The sequence below is a fragment of the Winogradskya humida genome (genome assembly GCF_016862215.1).
GTDB lineage: Bacteria > Actinomycetota > Actinomycetes > Mycobacteriales > Micromonosporaceae > Actinoplanes > Actinoplanes humidus.
In genome coordinates, this window is record NZ_BOMN01000076.1 from 1 (window position 1) to 13,794 (window position 13,794).

Sequence of the window (13,794 nt, forward strand, 5' to 3'; positions counted from 1 at the left end):
GGCCACGGGGTGGGGGGCTGGGGTGCGGTCGGGTGGGGGGTGGTGTGAGCCGGGTTCGGGGTGAGGGGGCGGGTGAAGGTGGGGGGTGGGGTGGTGGGGGTGGACGGGGGGAAGGCCGGGGGCATGGTGAGGGGGCCGGTGGTGGGTGGGGGGATGGGGAGGTGGGAGCGGGTCGCGGCGATGAGGCCGGAGGATTCGGCCAGGCCGGCTGCTGCTACTACCTCGGCGGCGGCTCGGCCCGCGGTGCAGGGGAGGCGTTCGCCGCAGACGGGGCAGATGGTGATGCCGTCGTGCGGGCCCTGGCCGCCGGCGTGGGATTGGAGCATTTCCCAGGCTGTGCGTGCGAGGACGCTGTCGGGTTTAACGTACTTTGTGATGCTGCCTGTCATGGTGTCCCACCCCCGAATGCTCCGCCGTGGAAGGCGTTCGGGGTCAAGTTCACCGTGATCCGCCCTGTTCCGGGCCGCTTTCGGCACAATCGGGCCGCGGAGCGGGGTGGGCGGGTTTTGCGGGGGCGGGGCCGGGCATCCGTGCGGGCATGACTGATACGGCTGGTGGGGGCGGGGCGGTCGTGGTGCCCTACGAGGACGGGCCATTGCTGATCAGGGGCAACTTCACCATGCGTACGCCCGATGGTGCCGTCATTGATCCCGGCCGCGGGACGGTCGCCTTGTGCCGGTGCGGGAAGTCGGCGTCGAAGCCGTTCTGCGACGGCACCCACAAGGCCATCGGCTTCCGAGCCGGAACCGGCCGCGACACACCCGCACCCCGCGACACACCGACACCTCTCGACACGTCAGCACCCCGAGAAACGTCAGCACCCCGAGAAACACCGGCATCCCCCGACACGTCAGCACCCCGGGAAACATCAGCGAACAGCGACATCCAGGCAGACAACGAGAAGCCAGCAGGTTACTGAAAGGCAGCAGGCCGCTACCGGCGGCCGGCGCCAAGGTCAAATGTTGCGCCGAGGTCCGGGATGGCGCAACTTTTCGCACCGTGGGCTGTCAAGCGCGAGGCAATCGTGTCTCACCAAGAAACACATAACTTTTGCCCGAGGCCGTGACCAGCCAAAACGCCGGCAGCCCAGAACGACCCGACCCGGCCCGAGGAACCAGCGGACGGGCCCGGAACCAGCGGACGGACCGGATCCGGCGGACGGGCCCGGAGAGAACTACAGGGCCGTGCGGAGCGAGGACTCGCCGTTTGCCCAGGCGGCCAGAACGCCCGCGGCCCAGCGGTCCTCGAGCGTGAGGACGCAGCGCGCGCCGAAGAGGACGTCCGCGGCGAGTTCCGGTTCCGCGGTGGCGAAGGAGCCGCACATGTCGAAGGCGGCGATCTGTTCGTGGACCGCGTCCGCCTCGACGTGCTCGTCGTAGAAGCGGGTCGCCGCCTCGGAGCCGCCCAGCCGGCGCAGGCCGTTGCCGTAGTTGCGGTTGGGGCCGGTGGAGGTCATCTCGTAGGCGGCGAGGTGCCCGAGCAGCGCCCCGCGCCAGCGCCGGTGCAGGCCGAACAGTGACATCAGGTTGTTGTTCGCGAGCGTCGCGGCGGGCACGACGTCGACGTACGCGCCGTACGTGGTGTCGAGGTTGAGGGCTGTCATCGTGGATTTGAACAGTTCCTGGTGCATGCGGTTGAGGACTCCCCCGCCGTACTCGTCAATCTGGATCTCGAGGAGGGCGGCCTTGGCCGGGCCGCTGAGCCGGGGGATCGCGAAGGTGTGGGGGTCCGCCTCGCGCAGGTGGTAGACCGAGCGGTGGGCGGCGAATTCGCGGAACTGCTCGCGGGTCGCGCGGCCACGGATGAAACCCGAGAGGGAGGGGCCACCGGCTTCGCGGGTGAGGTCGATCAGGGCGTGGGGCACGTCTTTCACCGCGACGGGTACGCCCAGAGTCCGCAGATCCGCCTCGAACAGAGCCTCCAGCGCGGCCCGCACACCGAGCAGCCCGGGCTCCCACTCCCACGCGTCGTCGACGCCGTCCCAGCCCCGGTAGTGCAGTTCGTAGCAGACGAACAGCGCCAGATGCAGGTCGTCGGCGTCCGACGGATCCCCGGCGGAAACGGCGTGGGGCGCCCGGGTGAGGGCGTTGATCAGGGCTTCGGAGACGGGGCCTCGGGGCGTGGGCAGTTTCATGGTGGTTCCTTGCGTCGGTGGACCGGTGGGATTCCCGGTCACGATCGCTCGAAACGGTGGAGCGCCGGTGAGGTTTCATGAGGTGCCAATTCACTCACTGTGGCTGGAACATCGCGCTCCGTACGATTGGGATACCCCCTGGAGGTGATCCCCATGGATGACACCGAGCTGTACCGCGAGCAGATCCTCCGGCACTCCGGCCCGGTCATCACCGGCCGGTTCCTCGGCTATCGAACCTCGTACACGCGCGAGGTCCGGGTCGGTCAGCCGCTGCTCATCGCGATCTTCGTCACCGCGAAGGTCATGCAGTCCATCGTCGGGCTGCTGCTCAGCCTGCTGCGCAGCGGTGGCGGCGGCGCGCGGCGCAAGTTCAAGGATCTGAAGAAGGGCCCCGAGTATCTCGTCACGGAGCTGCGGCTGCGCGACGACCTCGGGCAGATCTACGAGATGGAGATGCACGGGCAACTCCCCCAGTCGGCGCTGCACCGCGGCGACCTCGTCCAGGTGCGCACGGTGGCGCAGAAGGACCCGGATCTGCCCGTGAAGATGCAGCAGGTCATCAATCTGGAGACGCTGCAGCCGTACCGGCCCTGGGTCCCGACGATGTGGTCGCACCTGGGTCCGGGCCTGCTGATCCAGGCCGTACTCGGCCTGATCGTGGTCCTGGCCGTGGCGGTGGCCTGGATCAGCTGACCGGTCGCTACCTCCTCAGAGCCGCGACAGCGGAACCACCGCCGCCATGACCGCGTCCCCCGCGTCATTGGGGTGCAGGTGGTCACCGCTGTCGTACGCGGGAGCGATGATCGCCGGGTCGGCAGCGTCCCGGGTCGCCTTGTCGAAGTCGGCGAGCCCGTCGAGCTGGCCGTCCCCGCCCGTGCGGATCCACGTGTTGACGGCGACGCGGGTCCGTTCGAGCTCGGGCGTCCACGAGCTCCAGCCCTTGAACGGCATGATCGTGGCGCCGACGACGCGCAGCCCGCGGGCGTGCGCCTGCGCGGTGATCTGGGCGAGCCCGGCGATGATCTGCTCCGGGTCGGTCTGGTGCGGGGTCTGCTGGATGTCGTTGACGCCCTCGAAGACGATGACCGAGCGGGCGCCGGCGCGTTCGAGCACGTCGAAGTTCAGCCGGGTGACCGCGCTGGGGCCGAAGCCCTCGTAGATCGTGTAGTTCGGGTAGTTGGCGTCGAGCAGGACCCGGTTGCCGCTGATCCCCGAGTTGGCGATGCCGTAATCGGGCACCGGGCTGCCGGCGAGCCGCCCGGCCAGGTAGTCGGTCCAGCGCCGGTTCGCGCCCCGGGTGGACGTGACGCCGTCGGTGATGGAGTCGCCGAGCGCGACCACCGTGCCGGGCCCGCCGGTGACGTCGACGCCGTTCACGTAGTGCCACACGCCCGTGGTCTCGGCGAACGCGGTGGCCGCCTCGTCACCCGCGTGATCGGCCGGCCCCCGGCTGAAGAACGAGTCCTGCATGGCCGCCGGGTGGTACGTGACGGTCCCGGACGGCTGCGGGGTCCAGGTCGTGACGAGCAGGTCCCGATCGGCGGGTACGCGCAACCGCACCGGGTCGCTGACGATCTCGGCCCCCCGGGGGATCGTGATGGCGGCTTTCCCGTTGAAGAGCGCGTTCCGCACGGTGCCCGGCGCCGCGGTGCCGTCGCTGCGGTCGACCGTGCCGTCGCGGCGGCCGCCGGTGTGCGCGGAGACGGCGACGGTGACGTGCCCCATCAGCACTGGTTGCGTACCGAAACGGTTGGAGAGATGGATCCGCACGCTGCCGCCGCCGGACGTGGTGTGCACGACGTTGCGGATGGAGTAGCCGGCGTAGCCCTGCTCGGCGCCGGACACCGCGGCCGAGGGCGCGGTGGCCCAGGCTGTGGTCCACGCGGCTGCTGCCGGTCTTGCCTGTTTCTCGCTGGCACCCGCGGGCGCGGCGATCACGGCCACGAGCAACGTGGACGTGGTGAGTGCACGGACGAGTCTGCGCATCGTTACCTCCCCTTACCGGTCGGAAGACAACGATCAGTCTCGATGTATTGTCACCTCCGTGTAAAGGGTGCGTTACTTTACGGAGCGGCTACTGGCACCGTACGGTCGGTGAGCAGCCCGTGCGACTTCGCCCAGCGCTCAAAGATGAGCGTCGCGAACGGCGGGATCGAACAGACGAGCGCGACCAGCGTCATCCACCACTTCCAGCCCCCGGCCCGCGCCTGCAGAGCGGTGACCGCGAGGTACGCCATGAAGATCCCGCCGTGGATCGGGCCGGCGATCTTCACGCCGATCTCGTTGTGCACGACGACGTACTTGAAGAACATCCCGGTCAGCAACAACGCCCAGCTCACCGCCTCGGCGATTGCGATGGTGGCGAACAGGGCAGGTATGCGGCGCAAGGTTTCTCTCCTCAGACTCAACTGTCGGTCATCATAGGTGTGAGCCCGGTTCGGCCGGGGCTCGGGGAAAGGCGGTGCGCAGGTGGGCGAAGAGGTCGAGCGGCGCGATTTCACCCGCGAGGACCGCACGAAGTACCGGCAGAAGATCCGGCGGAGCCTCGACGTGTTCGCCGCGATGCTGCGCGAGTCCCGTTTCGATTTCGAGCGGCCGATGACCGGGATGGAGATCGAGCTCAACCTCGTCGACGACAACGCCGACCCGGCGATGCGCAATGCCGAGGTGCTGGCCGCGATCTCCGACCCGGACTTCCAGACCGAGCTCGGCCAGTTCAACGTCGAGATCAACGTGGCGCCGCGCAGGCTCGCCGGGGACGGCAACGCCGAGCTCGAACGCGAGTTGCGGGCCAGCCTCAACCACGCGGAGAAGCACGCCCGGGACGCCGGCGCGCACATGGTGATGATCGGCATCCTGCCGACGCTGCGCCGCGAGCACCTGACCGCGGCGTCGCTGTCGACGAATCCCCGCTACGCCCTGCTCAACGAGCAGATCTTCGCGGCCCGCGGCGAGGACCTCGACATCAAGATCGACGGCGTCGACCGGCTCGCGGTCACCACCGACTCGATCGCGCCCGAGGCGGCGTGCACCAGCACCCAGTTCCACCTGCAGGTCAGCCCCGACCAGTTCGCGGGCTACTGGAACGCCGCCCAGGTCGTCGCCGGGGTGCAGGTCGCGCTCGGCGCCAACTCGCCGCTGCTGTTCGGGCGCGAGCTGTGGCGCGAGACCCGGATCCCGCTGTTCGAGCAGGCGACGGACACGCGGTCGGAGGAGATCCGGGCCCAGGGCGTACGCCCCCGGGTCTGGTTCGGGGAGCGCTGGATCACCTCGGTCTTCGATCTCTTCGAGGAGAACGTGCGGTATTTCCCGGCGCTGCTGCCGATCTGCGCGGACGACGACCCGGAGCAGATCCTGGAGAGCGGCGACACCCCGGACCTCAGCGAGCTGCGCCTGCACAACGGCACGGTCTACCGCTGGAACAGGCCGATCTACGCGGTGGTCAACGGCCGCCCGCACCTGCGCGTGGAGAACAGGGTCCTCCCGGCCGGCCCGACGGTGCTCGACACGGTCGCGAACGGCGCGTTCTACTACGGCCTGGTCCGGGCGCTGGCTCTCGCCGACCGTCCCGTCTGGACCCAGATGTCGTTCAGCGCGGCGGAGGAGAATTTCCACACCGCCGCCCGGCACGGCATCGCGGCATCGGTCTTCTGGCCGGGCCTCGGCTACGTCCCGGTGTCGGAGCTCGTCCTGCGCCGGCTGCTGCCGCTCGCCCACCAGGGCCTCGAGGAGTGGGGCGTCAGCCGCGAGCAGCGCGAGCGCCTCCTCGGCATCATCGAGCAGCGCTGCCTGACCGGCCGCAACGGCGCCACCTGGCAGGTCGACACCCTGCACAAGCTCGAGGGCGAGGGCCACCTCGACCGCCAGGCCGCCCTGCACGAGATGCTGCGCCGCTACCTGCCGCCGATGCACGAGAACATCCCCGTCCACGAATGGCCGGTCTAGGAAACAGCCTCGCGTAGGTCGGCGAGTGCCCGGCCCATCAGCGTTTCGAGGTCCTCGGCGCCCTCGCCGATCCAGTCGACATAGGCGGTGTCGAAGACGGCGAGGGCGGCCTGGGCGGTGAGCCGGGCCTTGCCCATGGGTACGCCGCGAGCGTTCAGAGCGTCCGCGAGCGCGGCGGTCAGCGAGGCGGTCTTGACCAGGTCGCGCTCGCGCAGCTCGATCGACGACTCGATGAGCCGCTGCCGGGCGCGGGCGAAGTCGCCGTACTGCGCGAGATCCTCGCTGCTGCGGGTCAACGCCGCGAGGACGGCGTCGAGCGGGCTGAGGTCGCCGCCGGTCTCCGCCAGGTACTTCAGGATGCCCGCCTCGTAGTCCTTCGCGCCGGCGAAGAGGACCTCCCGCTTGTCGGTGAAGTGGTTGAAGAACGTGCGCTTGGTCAGCCCGGCCCGGTCGGCGATCTCGGCGACCGTCACGGCGGCGTACCCGCGCTCCTGAAAAAGCTCCAGCGCCGCCAGTTGCAGTCGTCCCTGCGCGTCAGGTTCCCACCGTGCCATGGGTCTCAATCTAGCTTATTGCACTTGGTGCAGTCCCGTGCCAGACTGGCGACTGCACCAAGTGCATTCACTGTCTCAGCAGTTCTTTCTCACCAGGGAGCCCGAATCATGCCGACCAACACCGCCGCCTGGATCAACGCGAAACACGCCCGGCTCGAGGTCGGGCCCGCGCCGTACCCGCGGCCCGGCGACGACCAGATCGTCGTCCGCAACCACGCCGTGGCGATCAACCCGCTCGAATGGATCATCCAGGTCGAGGGCACGCTCACGTACAACTGGCTGAAGTATCCGACGGTGCTCGGCTCCGACGTCGCGGGCGAGGTCGTCGAGGTCGGCAAGGCGGTCACCCGGTTCCGTGCCGGGGACCGGGTGCTCGGCCACGCGGTCGGCACCGACAAGGACACCAACACCGGGGCCGAGGGCGGTTTCCAGCAGTACACGGTCGTGCTGGAACGCCTGGCCGCGCCGATCCCGGAGACGATGTCCTACGAGGACGCCGCCGTGCTGCCGCTGGGCGTCTCCACCGCGGCGTGCGCGCTGTTCCAGACCGACCAGCTGGGGCTGCGGCATCCGTCGGCGCGGGCCACGCCGACCGGCGCGACGGTGCTGGTGTGGGGTGGCTCCACGAGCGTCGGCAGCAACGCCGTCCAGCTCGCGACGGCGGCGGGCTACGACGTCATCACCACGGCGTCGCCGCGCAACTTCGACTACGTGAAGTCCCTCGGCGCCACGCAGGTGTTCGACTACGCCAGTCCCACGGTGGTGCCGGACATCATCGCGGCCCTGCGCGGGCGGACGTTCGCCGGGGCGGTCGCCATCGGGACCACGGGGGCAGCTGCCTGCGTACGCATCGCCGGTGCGGCCGAAGGCCAGAAGGTCGTGGCCATCGCCAGCCCGCCGGTCTCCTTCGCAGGTCTCGCCGGCGGGGGCCGCCTCGCCTTCGCGAAGGTGTTCGCGAAGCTTGTCGGCTCCAACGTGGCCCTGCAGGTCGCCGCCCGGTCCCGCGGGGTCCGCACGAAGTACATCTTCGGCAGCTCGCTGAAGACGAACGAGGTCAGCACGGCGGTCTACCGCGACTTCCTCCCGGCGGCGCTCGCCGAGGGCCGCTACCTCGCCGCGCCGCAGCCCACCGTCGTCGGGCACGGCGCCGGGGACTTCCAGCACGCCCTCGACATCCAGCGCAAGGGCGTCTCCGCGGCGAAGGTCGTCGTCACCCTCTGACGGGGTACGGCAGGGCCGGCCCCGGGAAGCGCAGGGTCGCCGCCGTCCTGGACTTTGCCACGGCGGGCGGGGTGTCGGTGCGGCGCATCAGGCGGCCGCCGTACCGATAGAACTCGACCCGGTCGTGACGATCGCGGACGAAGCTGCTGCGGCCGTTGGAGTAGGTGCCGTCCGGGAAGGCGAACCGGGCGAAATCCTTGCGGTAGAAGCCCAGCCGGAGCAGCTCCTCGCCCTCGTACCGCAGGCTGAGCTCGCCGCCGACGGCGACGGCCTCCAGCGTGATGCTCACGGCCGCGCCGTCGAAGCCGATCTGCTCCAGCGTGTAGTAGCCCAGGTAGTCCGCGATCCGGGATTCCGGCCGGACCCTCGCCGGAAGGTTGTGCAGGCCCGCGAACCTCGCGAGGGCCCAGTCGTCGACGAAAAGCTCGTCGAGCAGGTCGGGGCCGGTCTCCGAGTTGGTCAGCACGGTGAGGGCGAAGTCCTGCTCCGGCACCATCAGGAACCCGGAGTGCTGGCCCTCCCAGTCGCCGCCGTGCTGGATGACCTTGGTGCCCTCGACGGTCGGGCGCACCATCCAGGTCACCCCCATGCCGTCCAGCTCGACGAACAGGGCCCCACCCGGGCCGGGCCGCGACCGCATGAGCCGCAGCGACCGGCGGCTGAGCACGCGTCCCCCGTCGCCGAGGTGGAACCGGGCCCACCGCAGCTGATCGCGGGCGCTGGAGATCAGCCCGCCCGCCGGATGGATGCTGCGCGGCATCGCGAACGATCCGGGGCTCGGCACCTGGGTGCCGTCCGGCCCGAACACATGCGACATCGCCACCGTCACCGTGTCGTCCAGGTCTTCAGTGAAGAAGCTACTGTGGTCCAGCCGGAGCGGGCCGGTGATCAGGGACCGGATCGCATCCTCGTACGGCACCCCGGCGGCAACCTCGACCAGCCGCCCCGCCACACCGAGGGCCGCGTTGTTGTAGGCGAACACCTTCCCCGGCGGCGTCTGCTGCGGCACCCGCCCCATCGCGCCGACGTACCGCGCCAGGGCCTGATCGTCCGCCCCGGTGTCGTAGAAGTAGTCCCCGAGCCACCCGGCGCTGTGGTTGAGCGCCTGCCGCACGGTCGCCGCGGGAAACCCGTCACGGAACCCCGGCAGGTAACTCCGCACCGTACGGTCAAGATCAAGCTTGCCCCGCTCCACCAGGCGCATGACCGCCGTCCCGGTGAACGTCTTGGTCGTGGACCCGACCCGGAAAACCGTGTCACCGTCCACCATGGCCGGCTTCCCGACCTCGGCGACCCCGTAACCCCGCACATAGTCGACGCCGCGATACCGCAACCCGAGCGCGACACCGGGAACGTCATACCGCCGCATCCCCGCGAGAATCTTCTCCTCGAGCTCCCCCACCACCGCGGGAACCCGCACCCCGGCCCCGGTGGTCAGCGCCACCGCACCCCCAGCAGCACCGGTCAGCAGAGCGCGCCTCGACATCGACATCCCTGCAAATTACCCGCTGACGAAGATCAATGGGGGCCCCTCACAACGCCTGCAGCACCCGCACCGCGTCGCCGTACCGATGCCAGCGCGCATCATCCCGGCGCGCCCTGTCGGCCAGAGTGAGCGCAATGCCCCGCACCTCGGGCAACGCCGCCAGGATCTCCTTCACGTTGCCCGGCGTGAAATTCAGACCCACCACCATCGGATGGGTACGCGCCAGCTCGTTCAGATCCGCGATCTGGAACTCCTCCTCGAACTCCGGGGACTCGTCCCGCAGAAATTCCCACGAGTTCCCGTACTCAGGGAGAACATCGGCGTGGAAAAGCTCCGCGTCGAGGTCGGCAGCGGCGTCGTACCCGTCGAACACCCATGCCGGATCATCGTCATGCGCGATCTCGATCCCGCCGTACACAACCCCGATCCCCGCATCCCGCAGCGCGACCCGCACCTGGACCGGCGGCATCACGACGGTGATCGGCTGCACCAGCTTCGCCCCGGCAGCAGCGACGATCCGCCTGATCCTGCTGGGGTCGTCCTGCAGATCCATCGCGGCGACCAGCGTCGCCCGCCGCAGCGCCCGGCCGATCTCCGCGGCCTGCTCAACCGTCACCGTCCGGTCGTCCTCGAACCGGGGATCAGGACTCAGCGACACCGTCACCATCCGCGCCCCCAGCCCCTCGAACACGGCGGCCTCCTGCGCCGACCGCACCCGGTCCACCTTGATCAGATCATTCGTCATAACGAATCGCTTCCCCGCCCAAGCTGTCCGCGCCCCGGAAATTCTCGGGAATGACCCATTTCTTCCCGGAGGTGTTCGTCGAGATCTTCCAGTATGGCGATCCCGGTGGGGTGTGCCGGCCGCCGCCCGGGTGCACCTGGATATTGGTGATCTCAGGGTGGTCCTCGACCCGGACCTGCACGGCGTTGCCCGAGGTCCCCTTCTTGAACGTCTGCACCACGGTGGCGTGATAGCCGGCGTCGTTGAACTGCCCCGCGATGTCCTCGGCCGACTTGCCCACCACCGACTTCGGGTCCGTGGTGATGTTGTCGACGAAGGCTTTCGCCGCCTCCGGCGTGGCCGACTGCAACTCCGGCGAGCCGTCACCGTCCGTCTCCTGGCCGTGCGTCTGTTGTCCGTGGACCGGGTCCTGCGAGGGCGAGCCGCCGTGGCCGGGATCGCTGCCGTGACCCTGATCGAACTCGGAGCGCACCGTCCGTTGCGCGGAAGCCGCGTCCGCACTGCCGCCCCCATGGGGCCGCCCCGGCCGCGCCCCGCCCGCCTCTCCGCCGTGCTCGCTGTGTGAGCCGTCGCTCGGCGAGCCGCTGCCGTGTGGTTTTGCGCCTGGCATCCTCGCGCCCCTAGCCGTTGAGGAGCCGGGTGAGGTTGGTCAGGCTCGTGATCAGGGCGGTCGTATAGCCGAGGATCCGCGCGGACCACTTCACGACCGCGGCGACGATCTGTTCGGCGATCACCGGGATCGTGACCACGAAGATCGCCTCGACGGCCCAGACGATGACCCGGGCCACGAGGTCCGCGATGAGGTCCCGCACGATGTCCCGGGTGAACCGCACGAGATTGCCGGCCGCCTCGGTCGCCGCGGCCATCACCGACGCGACCACGCTCAGCCCGCCGAGCCCGGAGACGTTGTGGCCCATCATGGCGGCGTAGGCGCCGGCGGCGTCCCCGTGCCAGTCGGGCAGGTCACCGGCGACCCGCGACCCCAGCTCGTCCGCGATGTCGCCCAGCTCCGCCGCGATGTTGTCCCAGGTCGCGGCGTGGGAGGCCACCACGTCGGGCATCCCCGTGAGCTCGTCGAGCACGCTGCGCAACGGCTCGAAATACTCCATGGCCCAGCCGAGCCCGTTGGCGAGCAGGGCACTGAACGGGTCGAGCGCGCTCGCGGCGATGTCGAGCGCCAGCGACCCCCCGGCGAGCAGGTCGTCGACCCAGCCCTCGCTCTTGACCGCCATCAGCAGGCCCTGGAAGTTGTCGGCCAGCGACGCCCCGCTCCACGGCTCGCGAGTGGAGACGACATCCGCGACCAGGGAACCGTCGCTCATCGGCCCAGCCGATCGCCGGCCTTGCGAACCGCGTCGGCGGCGGTCGCGTCGGTGTCGTCGTAGTCACCGGCGGCCGCGACGAGCGAATCGGCCGCCTGCGACAGGTTGCGCTCGGCATACGCGACGAGGCTGTCCTGCTCCTGATGCCGCCCTTCCAGCACGGCCGGCAACCAGCTGCACAACAACCCGTAGGCCCCGTCGTCCTGGGCGATGTGCGCACTCGCCGCCTTGACCGCGGCGAGCCGGGCCCGGACCGCGTCGACGGTGCCGGCATGCCGCCGGATCTGCGACGCGTCAGCCTGAAATCCCTCGGCCGCCACGCTCACCACCGGTCCCGCTCGGCGCCCTGCGCCCCGCCGTCCTCGACCCTGTCGTCGCGAAGCTGCTCGCCGACCTGCGCCGCGATCGCCCGCGCGGCCGGGGTCCCGGTGCCGACGGTGCTCGAGATGATCTCCTCGGCCTGCCCGGCGATCCGCTGCCGAGCCTCCCGGACCGTGCTCATGATCGCCCGCGCCACCATCTCCGGCTCGACCTGCTGGATCCGCCGGCCGAGCCGGATGTCCAGCAGCGCACCCTGGGAATCAAGGGTGACCTCGACCATCCGGTGCTCGTCGGAAGCGGTCACCCGCAGATCGCCCAGCCGGTCACTCATCGTCTTCGTGTCGGCGGCGAGCTGATCGATCCGCCCTTTCCACGCCGCCAGCCGATCCAGCGCCTGCCCCGGCTCCAGCAACGGGTCCCCGCCCGCGATCGCACCACGCATGTCCATCAGCCCCCGCGATGATCGATGTCGATCAATCATCGTAGCGGCCGGAAGCCACCCGCGCTGCCCCGCTACATCACGGCCAGCTTCTCCAGGGCGTCGGCGTCGCGTCGAAGTGGGGCGTCGAGGGTTTCATGGAGGGCACCGCGCGGGACGTCGCGCCGTTCGGCATCGGCGTCACCATCGTCGAGCCGGGCGGTGCGCGTACCGAATTCCGGTTCGACAGCCTCAGCCTGGCCGCGCCGGGCACGAACCCGCGCCGCTGCGGCTGGTGCTGGGCAGCGACTCGTACCGGTTCGTGACCGGCGCGCTGCGGGAACGGCTCGCACAGATCGAGCCGCAGGAGGCCGGCGCCGCCGCCACGGACTGGGCGGACGCCGGCTGAGCTCAGCGCAGGTGCCGGAACGTTTCGCGGATGTCGGCGACGAGGAGCTCCGGCTGTTCGAGCAGCGCGAAGTGCCCACCGCGGGCGACCTCGTTGAAGAGAACGAGGTTCGGGTAACGCTTCTCCGCCCAGCGGCGGGAACGGCGTACGTATTCACCCGGCATCACGCTGAGGCCCACCGGGACGGTCAGGGGTGATTCGATCGTGCCCGGGGCGGACCACTGGCGCTGGTTCTCTTCCCAGTACATGCGGGCCGCCGACGCGGCGGTGCCGGGGAGCCAGTACAGCATGATGTCGTCGAGCATCTCGTCGAGGGAGAAGAGCTTCTCGGCGTCCCCGTGCTCGGCGTGGGTGCCGCCGACGTCCTGGAACATCGCGTAGATCCAGGCGGCCAGGCCGGCCGGTGAGTCGGTGAGGGCGTAGCCGATGGTCTGGGGCCGCGTCGACATCTGCTGGGAGTAGGCCGAGAGTGTCTGCCAGTAGTAGCCGCCTTCCTGGAGCATCGCGCGTTCCGCCTCGTCGGCGTCGCGGATCTCGTCGTCGGTGGGCGTGAACAGGGCCATGTTCAGGTGGATGCCCGCGAGGCCGATCCCCTTTTCGGCTTCGAGCGCCGCGAGCTCCGCGGTGACGACAGCTCCCAGATCGCCTCCCTGGGCGAACCACCGCTCGTAGCCGAGCCGCTGCATGAGGGTTGCCCAGCTCTGCGCGGTCCGGCGCAGGTTCCAGCCGGTGCCGGTGGGGTGCCCGGAGAACCCGAAGCCGGGCAGGCTGGGGATGACGAGATCGAAGGCGTCCACAGCGGACCCGCCGTGCGCGACCGGGTCGGTCAGCGGGCCGATCGCGTGCCGGAACTCGAGCACCGATCCCGGCCAGCCATGGGTGAGCAGCAGCGGCCGGGCACCGGGCACCGCGGACCGGACGTGGACGAAGTGGATCTCGAGGTCGTCGATCGTGGTCGTGAACTGTCCCCAGTCGTTGAGCAGTTTCTCCGTCGCGCGCCAGTCGTAGCCGGTGGCCCAGTGGCTGACGAGCTGCTGGATCTTCGCGAGCTGTGGCCCCTGGGCGGTGTCCGCCACGGTCTCCCGGCCCGGCCACCGGGTGTGCAGCAGCCGTTGCCGCAGGTCGTCGAGGTCGGATTCGGGAACGTGCAGGGTGAACGGGGTGATCACGATGTCATCCTTTGCTAGATCTTCCTGATGGAGGACGATCCTTGCTGAGGACGATCCTGTCAAGGTAATG

16 protein-coding genes and 1 pseudogene are annotated in these 13,794 nt (G+C 69.8%); 5 read left to right on the forward strand and 12 right to left on the reverse strand.

The genetic code is table 11. From position 1 onward, the window contains the following. Positions 1-389, reverse strand: a pseudogene (locus Ahu01nite_RS50630) (hypothetical protein); the annotation flags it as partial. A gap of 149 nt (positions 390-538) precedes the next feature. Here Ahu01nite_RS50630 and Ahu01nite_RS27320 point away from each other — a divergent pair. Then, positions 539-919 carry a CDGSH iron-sulfur domain-containing protein gene (locus Ahu01nite_RS27320; RefSeq protein WP_203839504.1) on the forward strand — a complete coding sequence of 127 codons (381 nt, stop codon included), beginning with the start codon at positions 539-541 and terminating at the stop codon, positions 917-919. A gap of 255 nt (positions 920-1,174) precedes the next feature. On the opposite strand, the gene Ahu01nite_RS27325 is transcribed toward Ahu01nite_RS27320, so the two are convergent. After that, the gene (locus tag Ahu01nite_RS27325; protein WP_203839505.1) at positions 1,175-2,134 is read right to left on the reverse strand and encodes an iron-containing redox enzyme family protein; all 960 of its coding nucleotides are present in this window, start codon (positions 2,132-2,134) and stop codon (positions 1,175-1,177) included. Between the two features lie 153 nt (positions 2,135-2,287). On the opposite strand from Ahu01nite_RS27325, the gene Ahu01nite_RS27330 reads away from it, so the two are divergent. Further along, the gene (locus Ahu01nite_RS27330) at positions 2,288-2,827 is read left to right on the forward strand and encodes a hypothetical protein (protein ID WP_203839506.1); all 540 of its coding nucleotides are present in this window, start codon (positions 2,288-2,290) and stop codon (positions 2,825-2,827) included. A 15-nt stretch (positions 2,828-2,842) separates the two neighbouring features. On the opposite strand, the gene Ahu01nite_RS27335 is transcribed toward Ahu01nite_RS27330, so the two are convergent. Both Ahu01nite_RS27335 and Ahu01nite_RS27340 read right to left on the reverse strand, forming a co-directional pair. Further along, entirely contained in the window at positions 2,843-4,120 is a 1,278-nt protein-coding gene (locus Ahu01nite_RS27335; protein WP_203839507.1) for an SGNH/GDSL hydrolase family protein, read from the reverse strand. A 77-nt stretch (positions 4,121-4,197) separates the two neighbouring features. Beyond that, positions 4,198-4,521: a DUF3817 domain-containing protein gene (locus Ahu01nite_RS27340; RefSeq protein WP_203839508.1), complete on the reverse strand. Its 324-nt coding sequence runs from the start codon at positions 4,519-4,521 to the stop codon at positions 4,198-4,200. Between the two features lie 82 nt (positions 4,522-4,603). Between Ahu01nite_RS27340 and Ahu01nite_RS27345 the strand changes: the two genes are divergently transcribed. Next, entirely contained in the window at positions 4,604-6,079 is a 1,476-nt protein-coding gene (locus Ahu01nite_RS27345) for a glutamate-cysteine ligase family protein (RefSeq protein WP_203839509.1), read from the forward strand. Here the strand turns inward: Ahu01nite_RS27345 and Ahu01nite_RS27350 are convergent. After that, the gene (locus Ahu01nite_RS27350) at positions 6,076-6,633 is read right to left on the reverse strand and encodes a TetR/AcrR family transcriptional regulator (protein ID WP_203839510.1); all 558 of its coding nucleotides are present in this window, start codon (positions 6,631-6,633) and stop codon (positions 6,076-6,078) included. The genes Ahu01nite_RS27345 and Ahu01nite_RS27350 overlap by 4 nt on opposite strands. Before the next feature lie 108 nt (positions 6,634-6,741). On the opposite strand from Ahu01nite_RS27350, the gene Ahu01nite_RS27355 reads away from it, so the two are divergent. Then, positions 6,742-7,854: a zinc-binding alcohol dehydrogenase family protein gene (locus Ahu01nite_RS27355; protein ID WP_203839511.1), complete on the forward strand. Its 1,113-nt coding sequence runs from the start codon at positions 6,742-6,744 to the stop codon at positions 7,852-7,854. On the opposite strand, the gene Ahu01nite_RS27360 is transcribed toward Ahu01nite_RS27355, so the two are convergent. The 6 genes from Ahu01nite_RS27360 to Ahu01nite_RS27385 all read right to left on the reverse strand — a co-directional run bounded on the left by Ahu01nite_RS27360 (position 7,844) and on the right by Ahu01nite_RS27385 (position 12,176). Beyond that, entirely contained in the window at positions 7,844-9,340 is a 1,497-nt protein-coding gene (locus tag Ahu01nite_RS27360; protein WP_239159178.1) for a serine hydrolase domain-containing protein, read from the reverse strand. The two genes, Ahu01nite_RS27355 and Ahu01nite_RS27360, sit on opposite strands and share 11 nt — an antisense overlap. Before the next feature lie 46 nt (positions 9,341-9,386). Further along, the gene (locus tag Ahu01nite_RS27365; protein ID WP_203839513.1) at positions 9,387-10,085 is read right to left on the reverse strand and encodes a beta/alpha barrel domain-containing protein; all 699 of its coding nucleotides are present in this window, start codon (positions 10,083-10,085) and stop codon (positions 9,387-9,389) included. Then, the gene (locus Ahu01nite_RS27370; protein WP_203839514.1) at positions 10,075-10,557 is read right to left on the reverse strand and encodes a hypothetical protein; all 483 of its coding nucleotides are present in this window, start codon (positions 10,555-10,557) and stop codon (positions 10,075-10,077) included. The genes Ahu01nite_RS27365 and Ahu01nite_RS27370 overlap by 11 nt, the downstream gene beginning before the upstream one ends. A gap of 148 nt (positions 10,558-10,705) precedes the next feature. Beyond that, a complete protein-coding gene (locus Ahu01nite_RS27375; RefSeq protein WP_203839515.1) occupies positions 10,706-11,407 on the reverse strand; it encodes a hypothetical protein in 702 nt (233 codons plus the stop codon). Continuing rightward, positions 11,404-11,733, reverse strand: a complete 330-nt coding sequence (locus tag Ahu01nite_RS27380) for a type VII secretion target (RefSeq protein ID WP_203839516.1) — start codon at positions 11,731-11,733, stop codon at positions 11,404-11,406. Before Ahu01nite_RS27380 ends, Ahu01nite_RS27375 begins: the two co-directional genes overlap by 4 nt. After that, positions 11,730-12,176 (reverse strand): YbaB/EbfC family nucleoid-associated protein, encoded by a 447-nt coding sequence (locus Ahu01nite_RS27385; RefSeq protein WP_203839517.1) that lies wholly within the window; start codon positions 12,174-12,176, stop codon positions 11,730-11,732. The genes Ahu01nite_RS27380 and Ahu01nite_RS27385 overlap by 4 nt, the downstream gene beginning before the upstream one ends. Positions 12,177-12,304: 128 nt before the next feature. Between Ahu01nite_RS27385 and Ahu01nite_RS27390 the strand changes: the two genes are divergently transcribed. Further along, positions 12,305-12,472 carry a hypothetical protein gene (locus tag Ahu01nite_RS27390; protein ID WP_203839518.1) on the forward strand — a complete coding sequence of 56 codons (168 nt, stop codon included), beginning with the start codon at positions 12,305-12,307 and terminating at the stop codon, positions 12,470-12,472. 85 nt (positions 12,473-12,557) lie between these two features. Here the strand turns inward: Ahu01nite_RS27390 and Ahu01nite_RS27395 are convergent, their stop codons facing one another. After that, the gene (locus Ahu01nite_RS27395; RefSeq protein WP_239159179.1) at positions 12,558-13,724 is read right to left on the reverse strand and encodes an epoxide hydrolase family protein; all 1,167 of its coding nucleotides are present in this window, start codon (positions 13,722-13,724) and stop codon (positions 12,558-12,560) included. Positions 13,725-13,794: the final 70 nt, after the last annotated feature.

Bases quoted from the DNA above. Each gene is read 5' to 3' on its own strand.
- Ahu01nite_RS27320 (WP_203839504.1), top strand. From the start codon at position 539: ATGACTGATACGGCTGGTGGGGGCGGGGCGGTCGTGGTGCCCTACGAG.
- Ahu01nite_RS27390 (WP_203839518.1), top strand. From the start codon at position 12,305: ATGGAGGGCACCGCGCGGGACGTCGCGCCGTTCGGCATCGGCGTCACC.
- Ahu01nite_RS27335 (WP_203839507.1), bottom strand. From the start codon at position 4,120: ATGCGCAGACTCGTCCGTGCACTCACCACGTCCACGTTGCTCGTGGCC.
- Ahu01nite_RS27350 (WP_203839510.1), bottom strand. From the start codon at position 6,633: ATGGCACGGTGGGAACCTGACGCGCAGGGACGACTGCAACTGGCGGCG.
- Ahu01nite_RS27360 (WP_239159178.1), bottom strand. From the start codon at position 9,340: ATGTCGAGGCGCGCTCTGCTGACCGGTGCTGCTGGGGGTGCGGTGGCG.
- Ahu01nite_RS27385 (WP_203839517.1), bottom strand. From the start codon at position 12,176: ATGGACATGCGTGGTGCGATCGCGGGCGGGGACCCGTTGCTGGAGCCG.
- Ahu01nite_RS27365 (WP_203839513.1), bottom strand. From the start codon at position 10,085: ATGACGAATGATCTGATCAAGGTGGACCGGGTGCGGTCGGCGCAGGAG.
- Ahu01nite_RS27330 (WP_203839506.1), top strand. From the start codon at position 2,288: ATGGATGACACCGAGCTGTACCGCGAGCAGATCCTCCGGCACTCCGGC.
- Ahu01nite_RS27355 (WP_203839511.1), top strand. From the start codon at position 6,742: ATGCCGACCAACACCGCCGCCTGGATCAACGCGAAACACGCCCGGCTC.
- Ahu01nite_RS27325 (WP_203839505.1), bottom strand. From the start codon at position 2,134: ATGAAACTGCCCACGCCCCGAGGCCCCGTCTCCGAAGCCCTGATCAAC.
- Ahu01nite_RS27375 (WP_203839515.1), bottom strand. From the start codon at position 11,407: ATGAGCGACGGTTCCCTGGTCGCGGATGTCGTCTCCACTCGCGAGCCG.